This is a genomic window from Mycobacterium sp. E3298 (assembly GCF_001666895.1).
In the GTDB taxonomy this organism is placed as follows: Bacteria; Actinomycetota; Actinomycetes; order Mycobacteriales; family Mycobacteriaceae; genus Mycobacterium.
The window spans coordinates 1-16,611 of sequence record NZ_LZJB01000078.1 but is presented as its reverse complement, the minus strand read 5'-3'; the positions used below and the strand labels follow the sequence as shown (position 1 = coordinate 16,611).

15 protein-coding genes are annotated in these 16,611 nt (G+C 70.9%); 10 read left to right on the top strand and 5 right to left on the bottom strand.

The genetic code is table 11. The annotated features are described in order from the left end of the window. From A9X05_RS03565 to A9X05_RS03550, 4 genes are all read left to right on the top strand, one after another. Positions 1–407 (top strand): molybdopterin cofactor-binding domain-containing protein (locus A9X05_RS03565; RefSeq protein WP_156736230.1); only part of this gene is annotated, 407 nt, incomplete at its 5' end. Beyond that, positions 404–1,291: a xanthine dehydrogenase family protein subunit M gene (locus A9X05_RS03560; protein ID WP_067779207.1), complete on the top strand. Its 888-nt coding sequence runs from the start codon at positions 404–406 to the stop codon at positions 1,289–1,291. The genes A9X05_RS03565 and A9X05_RS03560, both read left to right, overlap by 4 nt. Beyond that, positions 1,284–1,769, top strand: coding sequence for a (2Fe-2S)-binding protein (locus A9X05_RS03555; protein ID WP_067748333.1), 486 nt, complete (start codon positions 1,284–1,286; stop codon positions 1,767–1,769). Before A9X05_RS03560 ends, A9X05_RS03555 begins: the two co-directional genes overlap by 8 nt. A gap of 104 nt (positions 1,770–1,873) precedes the next feature. Further along, positions 1,874–2,467, top strand: coding sequence for a hypothetical protein (locus tag A9X05_RS03550; RefSeq protein WP_067748335.1), 594 nt, complete (start codon positions 1,874–1,876; stop codon positions 2,465–2,467). Here the strand turns inward: A9X05_RS03550 and A9X05_RS03545 are convergent. After that, entirely contained in the window at positions 2,454–3,020 is a 567-nt protein-coding gene (locus tag A9X05_RS03545) for a DUF488 family protein (RefSeq protein WP_067779204.1), read from the bottom strand. The two genes, A9X05_RS03550 and A9X05_RS03545, sit on opposite strands and share 14 nt — an antisense overlap. A gap of 33 nt (positions 3,021–3,053) precedes the next feature. Here A9X05_RS03545 and murQ point away from each other — a divergent pair, with 33 nt between their 5' ends. The 6 genes from murQ to A9X05_RS03515 all read left to right on the top strand — a co-directional run bounded on the left by murQ (position 3,054) and on the right by A9X05_RS03515 (position 13,004). Beyond that, positions 3,054–4,775: an N-acetylmuramic acid 6-phosphate etherase gene (gene murQ / locus A9X05_RS31925; RefSeq protein WP_231972864.1), complete on the top strand. Its 1,722-nt coding sequence runs from the start codon at positions 3,054–3,056 to the stop codon at positions 4,773–4,775. Between the two features lie 56 nt (positions 4,776–4,831). Next, entirely contained in the window at positions 4,832–5,356 is a 525-nt protein-coding gene (locus A9X05_RS03535) for a hypothetical protein (protein WP_067779202.1), read from the top strand. Between the two features lie 55 nt (positions 5,357–5,411). Beyond that, positions 5,412–7,112 (top strand): Hsp70 family protein, encoded by a 1,701-nt coding sequence (locus tag A9X05_RS03530; RefSeq protein ID WP_067779199.1) that lies wholly within the window; start codon positions 5,412–5,414, stop codon positions 7,110–7,112. Positions 7,113–7,307: 195 nt separating this feature from the next. Further along, entirely contained in the window at positions 7,308–10,283 is a 2,976-nt protein-coding gene (locus A9X05_RS03525; protein ID WP_067758462.1) for a (Fe-S)-binding protein, read from the top strand. Positions 10,284–10,416: 133 nt separating this feature from the next. Next, positions 10,417–11,706 carry a pyridoxal phosphate-dependent aminotransferase gene (locus A9X05_RS03520; RefSeq protein WP_067779196.1) on the top strand — a complete coding sequence of 430 codons (1,290 nt, stop codon included), beginning with the start codon at positions 10,417–10,419 and terminating at the stop codon, positions 11,704–11,706. Between the two features lie 35 nt (positions 11,707–11,741). Continuing rightward, positions 11,742–13,004, top strand: a complete 1,263-nt coding sequence (locus A9X05_RS03515) for a YibE/F family protein (protein ID WP_067779215.1) — start codon at positions 11,742–11,744, stop codon at positions 13,002–13,004. Here the strand turns inward: A9X05_RS03515 and rfbA are convergent. The 4 genes from rfbA to A9X05_RS03495 form a co-directional block, all read right to left on the bottom strand. Next, positions 12,946–13,821: a glucose-1-phosphate thymidylyltransferase RfbA gene (gene rfbA, locus A9X05_RS03510; RefSeq protein WP_067779192.1), complete on the bottom strand. Its 876-nt coding sequence runs from the start codon at positions 13,819–13,821 to the stop codon at positions 12,946–12,948. The genes A9X05_RS03515 and rfbA overlap by 59 nt on opposite strands. A gap of 23 nt (positions 13,822–13,844) precedes the next feature. Further along, positions 13,845–14,219, bottom strand: a complete 375-nt coding sequence (locus A9X05_RS03505) for a nuclear transport factor 2 family protein (protein WP_067758450.1) — start codon at positions 14,217–14,219, stop codon at positions 13,845–13,847. A 36-nt stretch (positions 14,220–14,255) separates the two neighbouring features. Continuing rightward, on the bottom strand, positions 14,256–15,011 hold the full coding sequence (locus tag A9X05_RS03500; RefSeq protein ID WP_067779212.1) for a maleylpyruvate isomerase family mycothiol-dependent enzyme: 756 nt from the start codon (positions 15,009–15,011) through the stop codon (positions 14,256–14,258). A 98-nt stretch (positions 15,012–15,109) separates the two neighbouring features. Further along, complete coding sequence (locus tag A9X05_RS03495; RefSeq protein ID WP_067779189.1) at positions 15,110–16,435, bottom strand: UDP-glucose/GDP-mannose dehydrogenase family protein; 1,326 nt, start codon at positions 16,433–16,435, stop codon at positions 15,110–15,112. Between the last annotated feature and the right edge of the window lie 176 nt (positions 16,436–16,611).

The window sequence follows — 16,611 nt, the reverse complement described above, 5'->3', positions numbered from 1 at the left end:
CCGGCAAGGTGACGCTGCTGCGCTACATCGTCAGTGAGGACGTCGGGCCGATGATCAACCCCTCGGTGGTGGAGGGCCAGATCGCCGGCGGCACCGTGCAGGGCATCGGCGGCGCCCTGATGGAGGACTTGGTTTACGACGACGACGGCAACCCACTGGCAACGACTTTCGTCGACTACCTGCTGCCCACCGCCACCGAGGTACCGCCGATCGAATTCGGCCACGTCGAGATACCCGGACCGGGGCCCGGCGGCTATAAGGGCGCAGGCGAGGGCGGGGCCATCGGCTCGACGCCGGCGGTGATCAACGCCATCAACGACGCGCTCGCGCCGCTGGGTGTGACGGTCACCCGGCTGCCGGCCAGCCCGGCGTCGATCGCGGCCCTGCTGGAAGCGGTGCAACGATGAAGCCGGCCGCGTTCGACTACCACCGGCCCGACAGCATCGACGACGCCGTGCGCCTGCTGGCCGAATTGGGCGACGACGCAAAGATATTGGCGGGCGGCCAGAGCCTGGTGCCGATGCTCGCGATGCGGCTGGCCTACTTCGACCACCTGATCGACATCTCCCGGCTGCCCGAGCTGCAGGGCATCGACCGCAGGGGTGCCGAGCTGTGGATCGGCGCCGGCACCACCGAGGCTGCCGTTGGCTCCGATGACGTAGTGCGCCAAGCGGTTCCGCTGCTGGCCCGGGTGACGCCGTTCGTCGGGCACTTCCAGATCCGCAACCGCGGCACCCTGGGCGGGTCGATCGCGCACGCCGACGCCGCCGGCGAATACCCCGCGGTCGCCCTGACGCTGGACGCGGTGATGGAGGTCCAGTCGCCAGGCGGGCGGCGCGAGATCGCCGCCGCCGACTTCTTCGCCGGCGTCTGGGAAACCACCATGGACTCCGACGAGGTGCTGACCGGGGTGCGGTTCCCGATCTGGGACGGCAGATGCGGGTTCGCCGTCGAGGAATTCTCGCGCCGCCACGGCGATTTCGCGATCGCCGGCGCACTGGTGGCCGTCCAGCTCGACGACCAGGACCGGGTGTCGCGCTGCGCGATCGGGCTGCTGGGCATGGGGTCCACGGTCCGGCGCGCGACGGCGGCCAAGGTCGCGGCCCTCGGAAGGCCGGTCGGCGAGCTGGTTCCCGAGGAGATCGGCCGGGCCGCGATGAGCGGGCTCGACGAGGTTCCCAACGACCTGCAGGGGACGGCGGCGTACCGGTTGAAGGTCGGCGCCACGATGGCCGCCCGCGCCTGGACACGAGCTACAGCCGAAGCAGCCACGGGGGCCGACAATGCCTGAACACCCAATCGAACTGTCCGTCAACGGAACTCCGGTCACCACCGTGGTCGAACCGCGGATGACGCTGGCCGACTTCCTGCGCGAGAAGTGCGGGCTGACCGGCACCCATCTGGGCTGCGAACACGGCGCGTGCGGGGCCTGCACGGTGCTGCTGGACGGCGCGGCCGTGCGCTCGTGCCTGATGTTCGCGGTGCAGGCCGACGGGACCGAGGTGACGACGGTCGAAGGGGTCGCGGAACCCGACGGCACGCTGTCGCCAGTGCAGTCGGCGCTGCGCGAGTGCCACGGGCTGCAATGCGGCTTCTGCACGCCGGGTTTCGTCATGTCGCTGACCGCGCTGCTGCGCGACAACCCCGATCCCAGCGACCACGAGATCCGGGAGGGCCTGTCCGGCAACTTCTGCCGGTGCACCGGCTACCAGGGCATCGTCGCCGCCGCCCGCCGGGCCGCCGAGACCCAGTCGGTCACGCAGCGATAAAGGTTCACCATCGGCGTGGCATCGACAGCTGCGCGGTTGCACGGGATTTCGTTACTGCGCGCGTAATCTGATTTCCCAATATTGCTGATAATCGGGAGTGGCGCGTGCGGTTTTCGCAAAGGGCACGGTGGAGCCTTGCCGGTGGGTCCCTGCTGATCGCGCCCGTGCTGGTCAGCCCGGCACTGATCGACGCCTGTTCCAGCACCATCGCAGGCCGGCCGGTCGCCGCGCCGGGGGCCGGCCCGGTCGAACCCACGTTCCCCACCCCCAGGCCGTCGGCAGCGCCGCCGGCCCCGACGGCCAGCCCAGCCCCGGGCCTGCCGACGACGCCGGCCAACCCGACCGCACCGGCCGGCGCGATCCCGCTGCCGCCGGACCAGAACGGCTACGTCTTCATCGAAACCAAGTCGGGCACCACCCGCTGCCAGATCAACAAGGACACCGTCGGCTGCGAAGCGCCGTTCACCAACTCCCCGCTGCAGGACGGCGAACACGCCAACGGCGTCAGCGTGGACTCGGCCGGCAAGGTGCAGTGGGTTTTGGGCAACCTCGGCGCCATTCCCACCGTGCAGATCGACTACAAGACCTACAACGCCGCCGGCTGGACGATCAACGCCACCGCCGACGGCACCCGCTTCACCAACGACCACACCGGCCACGGCATGTTCGTCAGCCTCGACAAGGTCAACACGTTCTAAAGGCAGGTCCGGATCGCTCGGCTGCGCCGTCCCACACCAGGTGGCCGTCGGGGCGGCGGCGAGCCCCGTCGGCGGGGCGGTGCGGGCGCAGCCGGCCGTCCGGCATCAGGTGTCGCACCGGGACGGCGCGGCCGAGCTCCACCACGTCGGCGATCAGCCGCCGGTGGCAGCGCCACCAGACGCTCTCGCTGCACATCACCGCCGTGGTGCGCCGGGCGGCGTCGGCCAGGACCTCGTCGAGCGCCGCGCCGAACTCCGGCGTCCGGGTGTACGCGGCGTACGCCCGGAATGCGGCCACCGTCCACCAGGCGTCCGGCTCCGGTTCTCCCGCCGCGACGTGGCGCCGCCCGCCCAGGCGTGGCTCCCATCGGTACTCGATGCCGCGTTCGGGCAGCCAGCATTCCAGGGCCTCCCGCTGCACGTCCGGATTCGTCCGGCTGGCCGGATACCGCCGCACATCCACCACCAGCGCAACCCCGGCGCCGGCAAGCAAATCCGCCAGCCGCTCACGGTCGGCCGTCCCGTGCCCCACGGTCAGCAACGCCCGCCCCACCAGACCAGTCTCCGCTCGACAAGGATGGGTGCGGTGATCCTCGCCGTCGACCTGGGTAAGACGTCGTGCCGGGCTTCGGCATGCGGCCGTCGGGCTGAGGGGCCGGGCGCGCCCGGGCTCGCGGCGCCCGGCGGCGTGCGGGCCGCGGAGGCGGCGATCCTGACCGTGGCCGGCGATCTGGCGCGCGAGCTCGGAGCGGTCGACGAGGTGATCGTGGGCGCGGCCGGGGCGGAGGCGGCCCCGGACGCGGCGCGCGCGCTGGGCGATGCGCTGCTGACGTCGCTGCGCGCGGAGCGCGTCGCGGTGACCAGCGACGCCGTGACCGCGCACGCCGGCGCCCTGAGCGGACAGCCGGGCGTCGTGCTGATCGCGGGCACCGGCGTCGTGGCGCTCGCGATCGATGCGGATGGTCGGTGGCGGCGCGCCGACGGCTGGGGCCCGTGGCTGGGCGACGAGGGCGGCGGCGCGTGGATCGGCGCAGCCGGGCTGCGCGCGGCGCTGCGCGCCCACGACGGCCGCGGCCCGTCCACCACGCTGCTCGACGCCGCCCGCGCCCGCTTCGGCACCCCGGAGACCTGGCCCGCGCGGCTCACCGGCGCCGCCGCGCTCGCGTCCTTCGCACCCGACGTCCTCGCTGCGCGGGGCGACGCCGCCGCGTTGGCGATCGTCGAAGCGGCGGCCGGGGCGCTCGCCGCGACCGCCCGCGCGGTCGGCGATGGCCCGGTCGCGATGGTCGGCGGCCTGGCCGGGTTCGAAGCGCTTCACGCACGGCTCGACCTCGTCCCCGCCGCCGGCGACGCGCTCGACGGCGCGCTGCGACTGGGGGCGATCCACGAGCCGCACCTGCTCCGCGTGCGGCCGGAACCGAAATCCGCTGCGGTGCAAGGGCTCGACGCGCTGGCCACCGAAGCGGTCCGTCCGGGCCTGCACGACCTGGACGCCCGGCCCATCGGAGAAGTCGTCGCGCTGCTCGTCGACGCCGAAGGCGAGGCGCATGCCGCGGTGGCGGCGGCGGTCCCGCGGATCGCGGCGGCAGCCGGGGCGATCGCCGCGCGGCTCGAGCGTGGCGGCCGCCTGATCTACGCCGGTGCCGGCACGCCCGGGCGGCTCGGTGTGCTCGACGCGGCCGAGTGTGCGCCCACGTTCGGCACCGACCTGGTGCGCGGTGTGATCGCCGGCGGCCCGGCGGCGCTGACCGAGGCGATCGAGGGTGCGGAGGACGCGTTCGACCCCGCCGGTCTCGCCGACCTGAGCGCCGCCGACGCGCTTGTCGGGATCACCGCGTCGGGCCGCACCCCCTACGTGCTCGGGGCACTCGAGCATGCGCGCGCGGCGGGCGCGCTGACGGTCGCGATCGTCAACAACCCGCACAGCGAGGCGTCAGCCGACGTGGTGATCGAACTGTTGACCGGACCCGAGGTGCTGGCCGGCTCGACGCGGCTGACCGCGGGAACCGCCCAGAAGGTCGCGCTCAACGCGCTCTCGACGAGCGTGATGATCGCGCTCGGCAAGGCCTACGGGCCACGCATGGTAGACGTCCGCGCGACCAACGCGAAGCTGCGCCGCCGCGCGGTGCGGATCGTCCGCGACGCGGCCGGCGTCGACGAGAAAACCGCGACCGCCGCGCTCACCGCCGCCGGGGGTCACGCCAAGACCGCGATCGTCGCGCTGCTCGCAGGCGTCGACGCGACCGAGGCCGCCGCCCGGCTCGACCGGGCGCGGGGACGCGTGCGCGACGCGCTCGGCCGGAACTGAGCGCAACGGCCCCGGGGCTCAGGGGGTTGGCAGCCGGCATCAGTACCATCGGTGCCGTGGCACGCAACGGCCCACCCGACGACTTCCACGAACAGGCGACCCGGCACGCCGACTACGGCGTCGCCGAGCAGCCCACCACCGGCGAACCCCCGGCGAACCCGCCCGAAGGGTTTGACCAGCCCGAAGCGTTCGGCGACCTGGAAAGCGAACCCACCCCCTGGTACCGCAAGCCGCCGCTGCTCATCGCCTGGCTGGTGTTCGTCGTCATTCTGATCGGGCTGATCGTCTACGGCATCACCGAATTGCTGAGCGGCGGGCAGGGCACCACCAGCCCGACCCCGAGCACCAGCAGCACCAGCGCGACGACAACCACCACCACGACCGCGCCGACGACCACCACGACGACGACCCCGAGCACCAGCAGCGCGGTCGAGCCGCCGGCACAGCAGCCGACGGGGCAGCCCACGCGCCAGCCCAGCCAGCAGGAGCCGACGCATCGGCATCATCTGCCCCAGGTGCCGTCGGTGATCACGGTTCCGGGCGTGCCCACGGTGATCACGGTCCCGCCGGGGCTGCGCTGACCCCCTCGGCCGCTAGGGTGAGGACCACCGGGCGATCGGAAGTGGGGTGCGGGGAATGAGCGAGTCGCTCGGGCTGTCGATCGGGGCGGCCAACTTGGTGGCGGCCCGCGCGGGAAGGGCCCCGGTGGTCCGCAGCGCCGTGTTGACCCTCTTCGAGCACCGCCCCACCGAAGTTGGCCTGCCCGAGGAAAACCCGAACCTGACCGAAAACGGGATGGTGCTGCGCGGATTCGTCGAGCGCGTCGGCGACCGGACGCCCGTGGTGGCTGCCGACGGGACTAAGTACCTCGGCGAGGTGCTGACGGTCGAGGCGATCGAGGCCATGGCCCGCACCGTCGGCTACGGCACCCCGATCACCATCGCCGTGCCGGCGTACTGGTCCGACGCCCAGTTCACCGCGCTGCGTGAGGAGTTCTTCGCCCAGCCGGACCTCGCCCGCGGCGGGGTGGCCCCCGTGCTGGTGTCCGACGCCACCGCCGCGCTCGCCGCGCTGCGCGGCCGGCCGGGATTCCCGACCGCCGGCGTCGTCGCGCTATGCGATTTCGGCGCCAGCGGCACCAGCATCACCCTGATGGACGCCGGATCCAACTTCGCCCGTATCGGCCCGTCGGTGCGCTACGCCGATTTCTCCGGCGACGGCATCGATCAACTGGTGCTCGGCCGCCTGCGGGCCTCCGATGACACCATGGCCGACCTGGGCAGCACCGTGCGGATCGGGTCGCAGAGCCGTCTGCTCGGCGAGTGCCGGCGCGCCAAGGAGCAACTGTCCACCGCCGCCACCGCCTCGGTCGCGGGCGGGCAGCTGACCCGCGCCGACCTCGAGCAACTGATCTCCGAACCGCTAGACCGATTCCTGAACGCCCTCGAGGAAGCGTTGCGCCGCAACGGGATTCCGAAATTGGCCACGATCGCGACGGTCGGCGGGGGCGCCGGCATTCCGCTGCTCACCGCGCGGTTGTCGGGGCGATTTTCGGTGCCGGTCCACACCGCGCCGCGGCCCGCGTTGAGCGCGGCCCTCGGCGCGGCGGCGCTCGGCGACCAGCAGGCGTCTGCGGGCGTCCCGACCGCCGCGGGCGCCGTTGTGGAAACCCCGACCGAGATGGTGGGCACCGGCGGAATCGACATGACCCAGGCCGCGTGGGCCGCCCAGGCGACCGACGTGGACGGTGCCCTGGCCTGGTCCCAGGACGCCGACGGCGCCGACGAGCCGGTGCCCTACACCGGGCGCGACGCCACCGGCGAGTATGCCGGTGCGGCAAGGACTTTCGACGATGACGCCGACAGCCGCTACCCGGCCAAAGGCGGCGGGCTGCCCTGGTACAAGCGCACGGCGCTGGTCTTGACCGTCGCCGGCGCCGCGGCGGCGGTGCTGGTGGCCGTCCTGTTGGCGATCAACCTGGGGCTCACCAAGTCGAGCCCGGCGAAACCCACCGCCCCGAGCCAGCCGGCGCCCCCCCAAACGTCGCAAACCGTGACCATCACCGAGCCGAACGGCAGCACCACCGAGACGGTCCTGCCCCCGCCCCCGCCGCCGCCGTCGTCGTCGTCCGAGCCGCCGCCGACCACCACCACGACGACCCCTCCGCCGACCACGACCACCACGACGGAAGCTCCGACGACGACGACCACCACCGCCGCGCCGACCACGACGTCGCAGGCGCCCACGACATCGCAGGCGACCACCACGGCCGCGCCCCCGACGACGACCCGCTTGCGGCCGCTGCTGCCGCCCTTCGTGCCCCAGCCCCGGCCCTGACGCGAGTGCCACAGGTCACGGCGACGAAGGTCACACCCGCCCAGGCACACTGACGAAGCAGGCCACGGGCGGCGGTCAGCCTCCAAGTTAGGGCAGCCTTTCTCGCGGCGGAAGCTGCGGAGATGTAACTATGAGCAGGGCTGAGCAGGCAAACAATTCGCAGGCTGAATCAACGATGCATTGGGGAGACGTTCAGTGACGACGCAGATGCTCATCAGACTGATAGTGGGCATGGGCATGACGCTGGTCGTGGCCGCACTCGCTGCCAAGCGGGTCCTGTGGCTGTTCAAGCTGATCACGTCCGGGAAGCCGGCACCGGGGCACACCGACGAACCCGGCAAGCGAATCTGGGCGGAGGTCTCCGAGGTCTTCGGGCAGCGCCGGCTGCTCAAGTGGTCGATCCCCGGCCTGGCCCACTTCTTCACCATGTGGGGCTTCTTCATCCTGCTCACGGTCTATATCGAGGCGTACGGCTTCCTGTTCCAGGAGAACTTCCACATCCCGATCATCGGGCGATGGGACGCGCTGGGCTTCCTGCAGGACTTCTTCGCCACCGGCGTCTTCCTGGGCATCACCACCTTCGCGATCATCCGGTGGCGGACCGAGCCGAAGGAATACGGCCGCTCGTCCCGGTTCTACGGCTCCCACACCGGCGGCGCCTGGCTGGTGCTGTTCATGATCTTCAACGTCATCTGGACCTACGTGCTGGTCCGCGGGTCCGCGGTCAACAACGGCACGCTGCCCTACGGCAAGGGCGCCTTCCTGTCCCAGCTGTTCGGCGCCATTCTGCGTCCGCTCGGGCAGCCCGCCAACGAGATCATCGAGACGACGGCCCTGCTGCTGCACATCGCGGTCATGCTGGCGTTCCTGATCATCGTGCTGCACTCCAAGCACATGCACATCTTCACGGCGCCGATCAACGTCATCTTCAAGCGGCTGCCCAACGGGCTGGGGCCGCTGCTGCCGCTGGAACACGACGGCAAGCCGATCGACTTCGAAAACCCGCCCGACGACGCCGAATTCGGCCGCGGCAAGATCGAGGACTTCAGCTGGAAGGCCATGCTGGACTTCGCCACGTGTACCGAGTGCGGCCGCTGCCAGTCGCAGTGTCCGGCGTGGAACACAGGCAAGCCGCTGTCGCCCAAGCTCGTCATCATGGATCTGCGCGACCACTGGATGGCCAAGGCGCCCTACATCCTCGGCGACAAGGAGAGCCCCCTCGAGAACACGCCCGAGGGCGGGATCGGCGAGGAGCTGTCCGGCGAGAAGCACGCCGAGGCGCACCACGTTCCCGAGTCGGGCTTCGGCCGCGTGATGGGCTCCGGGCCCGAGCAGGCCACCCGGCCGCTGGTGGGCACCGAGGAACAGCGCGGCGTCATCGACCCCGACGTGCTGTGGTCCTGCGTGACCTGCGGCGCGTGCGTCGAGCAGTGCCCGGTGGACATCGAGCACGTCGACCACATCGTCGATATGCGCCGGTACCAGGTGATGATGGAGTCGGAGTTCCCGTCCGAGCTGTCGGTGCTGTTCAAGAACCTGGAGACCAAGGCCAACCCGTGGGGCCAGAATGCCGCCGACCGCACCAACTGGATCGACGAAGTGGACTTCGACGTCCCGGTCTACGGCGAAGACGTCGACAGCTTCGACGGCTACGAGTACCTGTTCTGGGTGGGCTGCGCCGGCGCCTACGACGACAAGGCCAAGAAGACCACCAAGGCCGTCGCCGAACTGCTCGCGATCGCCGGCGTGAAGTACCTGGTGCTGGGCACCGGCGAGACCTGCAACGGCGACTCCGCGCGCCGCTCGGGCAACGAGTTCCTCTTCCAGCAGCTGGCCGCCCAGGCCGTCGAGACGCTGGACGGGGTGTTCGAGGGCGTGGAGACCGTCGACCGCAAGATCGTCGTCACCTGCCCGCACTGCTTCAACACCCTGGGCCGCGAATACCGGCAGCTGGGGGCGAACTACTCGGTGCTGCACCACACCCAGCTGCTCAACCGGCTGATCCGCGACAACAAGCTGGTCCCCGTCACCCCGGTTTCTCAGGACATCACCTACCACGACCCGTGCTATCTGGGCCGGCACAACAAGGTGTACGAGGCGCCGCGCGAGCTGATCGGGGCCGCGGGGGCGACGCTCACCGAGATGCCGCGCCACGCCGAGCGCAGCTTCTGCTGTGGCGCCGGCGGCGCGCGGATGTGGATGGAAGAGCACATCGGCAAGCGCATCAACCACGAACGCGTCGACGAGGCCCTGGCCACCGGCGCGTCCACGATCGCGACCGGCTGCCCGTTCTGCCGGGTGATGGTCACCGACGGCGTCAACGACCGCTCCGAGGAGGCCGGCCGGACCGGGGTCGAGGTGCTCGACGTCGCGCAGGTGCTGCTCGGCTCCCTCGAATACGACAAGGAGACGCTGCCCGAGAAGGGCACCGCCGCAAAGGAAGCCGAGAAGCGGGCCGCCCAGGCGCCCAAGGCCACCGCGACGGTTGAGGCACCGGCCAAGGAGGAGGCGCCCGCCGAGGCGGCCCCGAAGTCCGAGGCCGCTGCTGCGGCGCCCGCCGCGCCCGCCAAGGGGCTCGGCATCGCCGGCGGCGCCAAGAAACCGGGCAAGAAGGCGGCCGAACCCGCCGGGGACGGCAAGGCCGAGGCGTCCGCGCCCGCCGCGCCCGCCAAGGGGCTGGGCATCGCCGGCGGCGCCAAGAAGCCGGGCGCCAAGAAGGCCGCGCCCGCGCAGGCCGAGGCCAAGGCGGGAGCGCCCGCGGAGTCCCCCGCGCCGGCCAAGGGGCTGGGCATCGCGGCGGGCGCCAAGCGCCCCGGCGCGAAGAAGGCCGCACCGGCCGCCGAGGCCCCCAAAGCCGAGGCACCGCAGGCGGAGGCTCAGCCGGCCGAGGCCGCCCCGAAGACCGAGGACAAGGCACCCGCGGCGCCGGTCAAGGGCCTGGGCATCGCGGCGGGCGCCAAGCGCCCCGGCGCGAAGAAGGCCGCGCCGGCCGCCGAGGCCCCCAAAGCCGAGGCGCCGAAGGCGGACGCCGAGCCCGCCCCGCAGGCCGAGGCCGAGCCCGCGCCCAAAGCGGAGCCGGCAAAGCAAACGGACGGCGAGCAAGAGCCGCCCGCGCAGCCGGTGAAGGGCCTGGGCATTGCCCGCGGCGCCCGGCCGCCGGGCAAGCGCTGATCCCCGACCTGTCGAGCGTGAAGCCACTGCGAAAAATCCGCGAAGATTTCGCAACAGCTTCACGCTCGGCGAGGGCTGTCGCGGCCGCACGGGCAAGCGCTGATCACGGTTTGACGCTTGACAGCAAATTTCGGTGGACAGTGGTGGCACCATTAAGGGCGTGACCACTCACCAGCTGCCCCTGCACGCCTCCGGCCATCACCGGCAGCGGGTCTTCGCGCAGTCGTCCAAGCTTCAGGACGTCCTGTACGAGATCCGCGGGCCCGTGCACCAGCAGGCCGCGCGGCTGGAGGCCGAGGGGCACCGCATCCTCAAGCTCAACATCGGCAACCCGGCGCCGTTCGGCTTCGAGGCCCCCGACGTGATCATGCGGGACATGATCCAGGCGCTGCCGTACGCGCAGGGCTACTCCGACTCGCAGGGCATCCTGCCCGCGCGCCGCGCGGTGGTCACCCGCTACGAGCTGGTCGAGGGCTTCCCCCGGTTCGACGTCGACGACGTGTACCTGGGCAACGGGGTCTCCGAGCTGATCACGATGACGCTGCAGGCCCTGCTGGACAACGGCGACGAAGTGTTGATCCCGTCGCCGGACTACCCGCTGTGGACGGCGTCGACGTCGCTGGCCGGCGGCACGCCCGTGCACTACCTGTGCGACGAGACGCAGGCGTGGCAGCCCGACATCGCGGACCTGGAGTCCAAGATCAGCGAGCGCACCAAGGCGCTGGTCATCATCAACCCGAACAACCCGACCGGCGCGGTGTACAGCCGCGAGGTCCTCACGCAGATGGTGGAGTTGGCGCGCAAGCACCAACTGCTGCTGCTCGCCGACGAGATCTACGACAAGATCCTGTACGACGACGCCACGCACATCAACGTGGCCTCGCTGGCACACGACATGCTGTGCCTCACGTTCAACGGGCTGTCCAAGGCCTACCGGGTCGCCGGCTACCGGGCGGGCTGGCTGGCGATCACCGGACCCAAGGACCACGCCGAAAGCTTCATCGAGGGCATCAACCTGCTGGCGAACATGCGGCTGTGCCCCAATGTGCCCGCCCAGCACGGGATTCAGGTAGCCCTCGGTGGCCACCAGAGCATCGAAGACCTGGTGCTGCCGGGCGGGCGGCTGCTCGAGCAGCGCGACGTCGCGTGGCAGAAACTCAACGAGATTCCCGGGGTGTCCTGCGTCAAGCCCGAGGGCGCGCTGTATGCCTTCCCCCGGCTGGACCCCGAGGTCTACGACATCACCGACGACGAACAGCTCGTCCTCGACCTGCTGTTGCAGGAGAAGATTTTGGTCACGCAGGGCACCGGATTCAATTGGCCGGCACCGGATCACCTGCGCATCGTCACGCTGCCGTGGTCCCGCGATCTCGCCGCCGCGATCGAGCGGCTGGGCAACTTCCTGGTCAGCTATCGCCAGTAAGCAACTTCGCAGCCGGCGCCTCTACGGTGGACCGGGTGACACACTCGCACTCCCACGGCCCGTCGGCTCCGGTCCCGGTTGAATCGCTGCCCGCGAGGATCGTCGTCGGGCTGTTGGTGGCGATCGGGGTGGCGGTGCTCGGCGGCGCCATCGCGCTGTGGCCCAGCCGCCAGCACGTCGACATCCCGATGCCGTTCCAGAACGCGGCCGGGGGTGCAGTGAGCACCCAGGCCGGGCACGTGCTGTCCAGCGGCATGGGCGACTGCGGCAGCCCGTCGGTCAGCCAGGTGCTCACCACCGCGCCGCAGCCGGCGCCGCCTGGCGCGGGCCGCTGTGTGCTGACGCTGGTGGCGATCGATTCCGGCCCCAACGCGGGGGCCAACACCCTGCTGGAGTCCTCCCCCGGCCCGGGCCAGCCCAAATTTGCGGTGGGAGACCATATTCGGCTCGTCCGGCAGGTCGACGACCAGGGCGCCACCAGTTACGCGTTCTACGACTTCGAACGCGGCTGGTCGCTGGTTGCCCTGGCCGTCGCGTTCGCGGTAGTGGTCGTCGCGGTGGCGCGGTGGCGGGGGCTGCTGGCGCTGGTGGGCATCGCGGTCGCTTTCGGGGTGCTGGTGGTGTTCGTGCTGCCGGCCCTGCGCGACGGCGCGCCCGCGGTCCCGGTGGCGCTGGTGGGCGCGGCCGCGATCCTCTATGCGGTCATCTATCTGGCCCACGGCGTGAGCCTGCGGACCAGCGCCGCGCTGCTGGGCACGCTGACGTCGCTGCTGCTGGCGGCTGGACTGTCCTGGGCCGCAATCCAACTGGCGCATCTGACCGGCTTGTCCGACGATCAGAACGCGACCGTCGGCGCGTATCTGGGCAACGTGTCGATCAGCGGCCTGCTGCTCGCCGGCTTCATCATCGGGTCGCTGGGTGTGCTCAACGACGTGACGGTGACCCAGGCCTCGACGGTGTTCGAGCTCGCCCACCTCGGCGGCTCACGACGCGCAATCTTCTTGGGCGCCATCCGAGTTGGCCGCGATCACATCGCCAGCACGGTGTACACGCTGGTGCTGGCCTACGCCGGGAGCTCGCTGCCGCTTCTGTTGCTGTTCAGCGTGGCCAACCGTTCGCTGACCGACGTGTTGACGGGCGAGAGCGTGGCCATCGAGATCGCCCGGTCCGCGGTGGGCGGCATCGCGCTGGCGTTGTCGGTGCCGCTGACGACGGCGATCGCCGCGGCGCTGGCCAAGCCTAGTGAAATCGGCTCCGCTCCAACAGATCCAGCAGGTAGCCGCCATAGCCGGACTTGAGCAGGGTGTTGGCTCGCTCGGCCAGCTGCTCGTCGGTGATCCAGCCCTGCTGCCACGCAACTTCCTCGGGGACGCTGACCTTCAGGCCTTGGCGTCGTTCCAGCGTTCGCACGAAGTCGCTGGCGTCCAGCAGGGAGTCGAACGTGCCGGTGTCGAGCCAGGCCGTTCCGCGGGCCATCACCTCGACCGACAGCTTGCCCCGGCTCAGATAGATCTGGTTGACCTCGGTGATCTCGTATTCGCCGCGCGCCGACTTCTTCAGGCCCTTGGCGATCTCGATCACGTCGTTGTCGTAGAAATACAGACCCGGCACCGCGTAATTGGATTTCGGCGTCTGGGGTTTCTCCTCCAGCGACAGCGCCATGCCGTCGTCGCTGAACTCGACCACGCCGTACGCCGACGGGTTGGCCACCCAATACGCGAATACCGCTCCGCCGCTGATCTTTTGGAAGCGGCTCAGGCTGGTGCCCAACCCGGGGCCGTAGAAGATGTTGTCCCCCAACACCAGAGCCACCGAGTCGGTGCCGATGTGGTCGGCGCCGAGGACGAACGCCTGGGCCAGGCCGTCGGGGCGTTCCTGCGTCACGTAGCTGATGCTGATCCCGAACTGCGAGCCGTCGCCCAGGAGCCGCTCGAAGCCCGCCGCGTCGTGCGGGGTGGTGATCACCAAGATGTCCCGGATCCCGGCCATCATCAGCGTGGACAGCGGATAGTAGACCATCGGCTTGTCGTACACCGGCAACAGCTGCTTGCTGATTCCCACGGTGATCGGGTGCAGGCGCGTGCCCGAGCCGCCGGCCAAAATAATGCCGCGCATGAGTGGCTCCCCTATTCCACTGCTTAGTTGACGAGGTCGGATTCGGTGAGTTCGGTGGCCGCCAGCGCCGACGCCAGGTCCTCGTGCCGGAACACGGACGTCACGTGGTCGTGCACCACCCGGAACGCCGACGCGGCGGACGTCACCGCCCCGGGGTCGTCCTGGGCGCTCACCTTCTGCTCGGCCACCACGACGCCGTCGTGCACGTACATCCGGCCCAGCTCCGCCGTGCCGCGCGGGGAAGCGGCCCACCGGCGCAGCGCCTCATGCCCCTGCGCGGCCCCGTGCGCGTCACCGATCTCGATGTCATCGCTCGACAGGGCCACCAGGGTTTCCAGGTCGGACGCGTTGAGCGCGTCGTGCCATGCCAGGACGGTGGCGATCTCCGAAGTGGTCATGGAGTGCAAGTTACCGTGTGCGCCATCTCGCCGTGGCTAGAGCGGGGTACGGTCCAGCCAGTTCTGCCACACCGCCTCGTCGCCGAACAGCGCGATGCCCGTGTCGGCGAGCGGCACCCGGCGCAGGATGGCCAGCAGCAACTCGGTCGCCCCGCCCCGCAGCGCAGCGGTGCCCTTGCCGTGCTCGTGCGCCCAGGTGATGCGGCCGGCGTCGACGCCGATCGTCCACTCGCCGGCCTCGCCGAGGCCGGGGTCGGTGGCGTGCAGGTGCAGGGTCTCGCCGTCCCCGAGCGGAAGCGGCGCCCCCTGCGCGCCGGCCTGGATCGCGACCCGCTCGAGCCATTCGGTGATCCCGTCGGCGGCGACGTCGGCGGCCAGCGTGAACTCCGCTCCCAGGGCGATGGCCGCGTCGGCCCGGTGCACGGCCACCTCGTGCAGGCGGCGACGCACCCACCAGTTCGCCGGGCGCTGCCCGAGAAAGGTCCACACCGGGGTTTCCACGCCCGTCAGCTCGACCGCATCGACCAGCCGTTGTGCACCGCCCCGCAACCAGGAGGCCGCATCGGCCGGGTCGGGTGGCGGCTTGCCGCCTTCGACGGACCGGAAGTCGAGGAACTCCTGGAGCCGCTCGCGCACGATCTGTGCCGCCCAGCGGTCGCCGCGGCCGACGTGGCGCAGGAGCTGGTTGAGGTCCCACCCCGGGCAGGTCGGCACGGGCTTGGACTGGTCCGCATGGCGGAAAAGCTCCGAAAAAGCGCGGTTCTCTTCGAGGAATGCGCCGGCATAGTCCACGCGGGTCAGGCTACTCGGCGGCTTCGCGCCGCGCGTCACGCCAGCGTGGCATTCGCCGGTCGGCGCCACGCTGGCGTGACGCGCGGGGCCGGGACACCTCAGGGTCGCGGCGCGCCCAGCCGGAACACCCGCCAGCCCGCCTGCTTCCAGCGGGCGGCGTCGAGGCAGTTGCGGCCGTCGACGATGACCCGGGCCCGGACGCGGTCGGCCAGGTCGGCCGGATCGAGGTCGATGAACTGCCGCCACTCGGTGAGCACCAGCACCGCGTCGGCGCGGTCGCAGGCCTCCTCGACGGAGACCGCGTAGTTCAGCGTCGGGAACAGCCGCTGCGCGTTGTCCAGCGCCTTGGGGTCGTAGACGTTGACCGCGGCGCCGTTGAGCTGTAGCTGCCCGGCGACGTTGAGCGCGGGCGAGTCGCGCACATCGTCGGATTCGGGCTTGAACGCCGCGCCGAGGACGGCGATGTTCGCGCCCAGCAGCGAGCCGCCGCACGCGGCGCTGGCCAGCTCCACCATCCGGGTGCGCCGGCGCATGTTGATGCTGTCGACCTCGCGCAAGAACGTCAGCGCCTGGTCGGCGCCCAGTTCACCGGCGCGGGCCATGAAGGCGCGGATGTCCTTGGGCAGGCAGCCCCCGCCGAAACCCAGACCCGCGTTGAGGAATTGGCGTCCGATGCGGGGGTCGTAACCGAGCGCGTCGGCCAGCACGCTGACGTCGGCGCCGGCGGCCTCGCACACCTCGGAGATAGCGTTGATGAACGAAATCTTGGTCGCCAGAAAGGCATTAGCCGAAACCTTGACCAGCTCCGCGGTCTGCAGGTCGGTCACCAGGAACGGCACGCCGTCGGCGAGCAAGGGGCCATACAGCTCACGCACCGCCGTCTCGGCGCGCGTCGAATCCTGTTGCACGCCAAGCACGATGCGGTCCGGATGCAGCGTGTCGTGCACCGCATAGCCCTCGCGCAGGAATTCGGGGTTCCAGGCGATCTCGACGTCGACACCGTCCGGCGCCAGCGCGGCCGCGCGGTGGTTCAGTTCGGCGGCGGTCCCCACCGGAACGGTCGACTTCCCCACCAGCACCGACGATCTCGTCAGCCGCGGCACCAGCGCGTCGACGACGGCGTACACGTGGCGCAGGTCGGCGGCGTACTCGCCCTTCTTCTGCGGCGTGCCGACGCCGAGGAAGTGCACGTCGGCGAACTCGGCCGCCATGTCGTAGTCGGTGGTGAACCGCAGCCGCCCCGCCGCCAGGTTGTTGGTCAGCAGCTTGCGCAGCCCCGGCTCGTAGAACGGAATGTCACCGCCGGCGAGCTTGGCGACCTTGCCCGGGTCGATGTCGACCCCGATCACCTCGTGGCCCAGTTCCGCCATTCCGACGGCGTGGGTGGCGCCCAGATATCCGGTGCCGAAGACGGTGCATCGCATATAACCGGTGTAGGTCGCCGCGATGAGCTAACTGCATCGGCCCGCTGATCGGGAGGCAAACGGCAGATGACAGGTGGTGCTGAGGCTCCCGCCATCGGGCTAGCGGCGATCGCAAGCGCGGCGCAGCCGGGCGAAGCGGGTCGCCGCCATCGGGCTAGTGGCGATCGCAAGCGCGG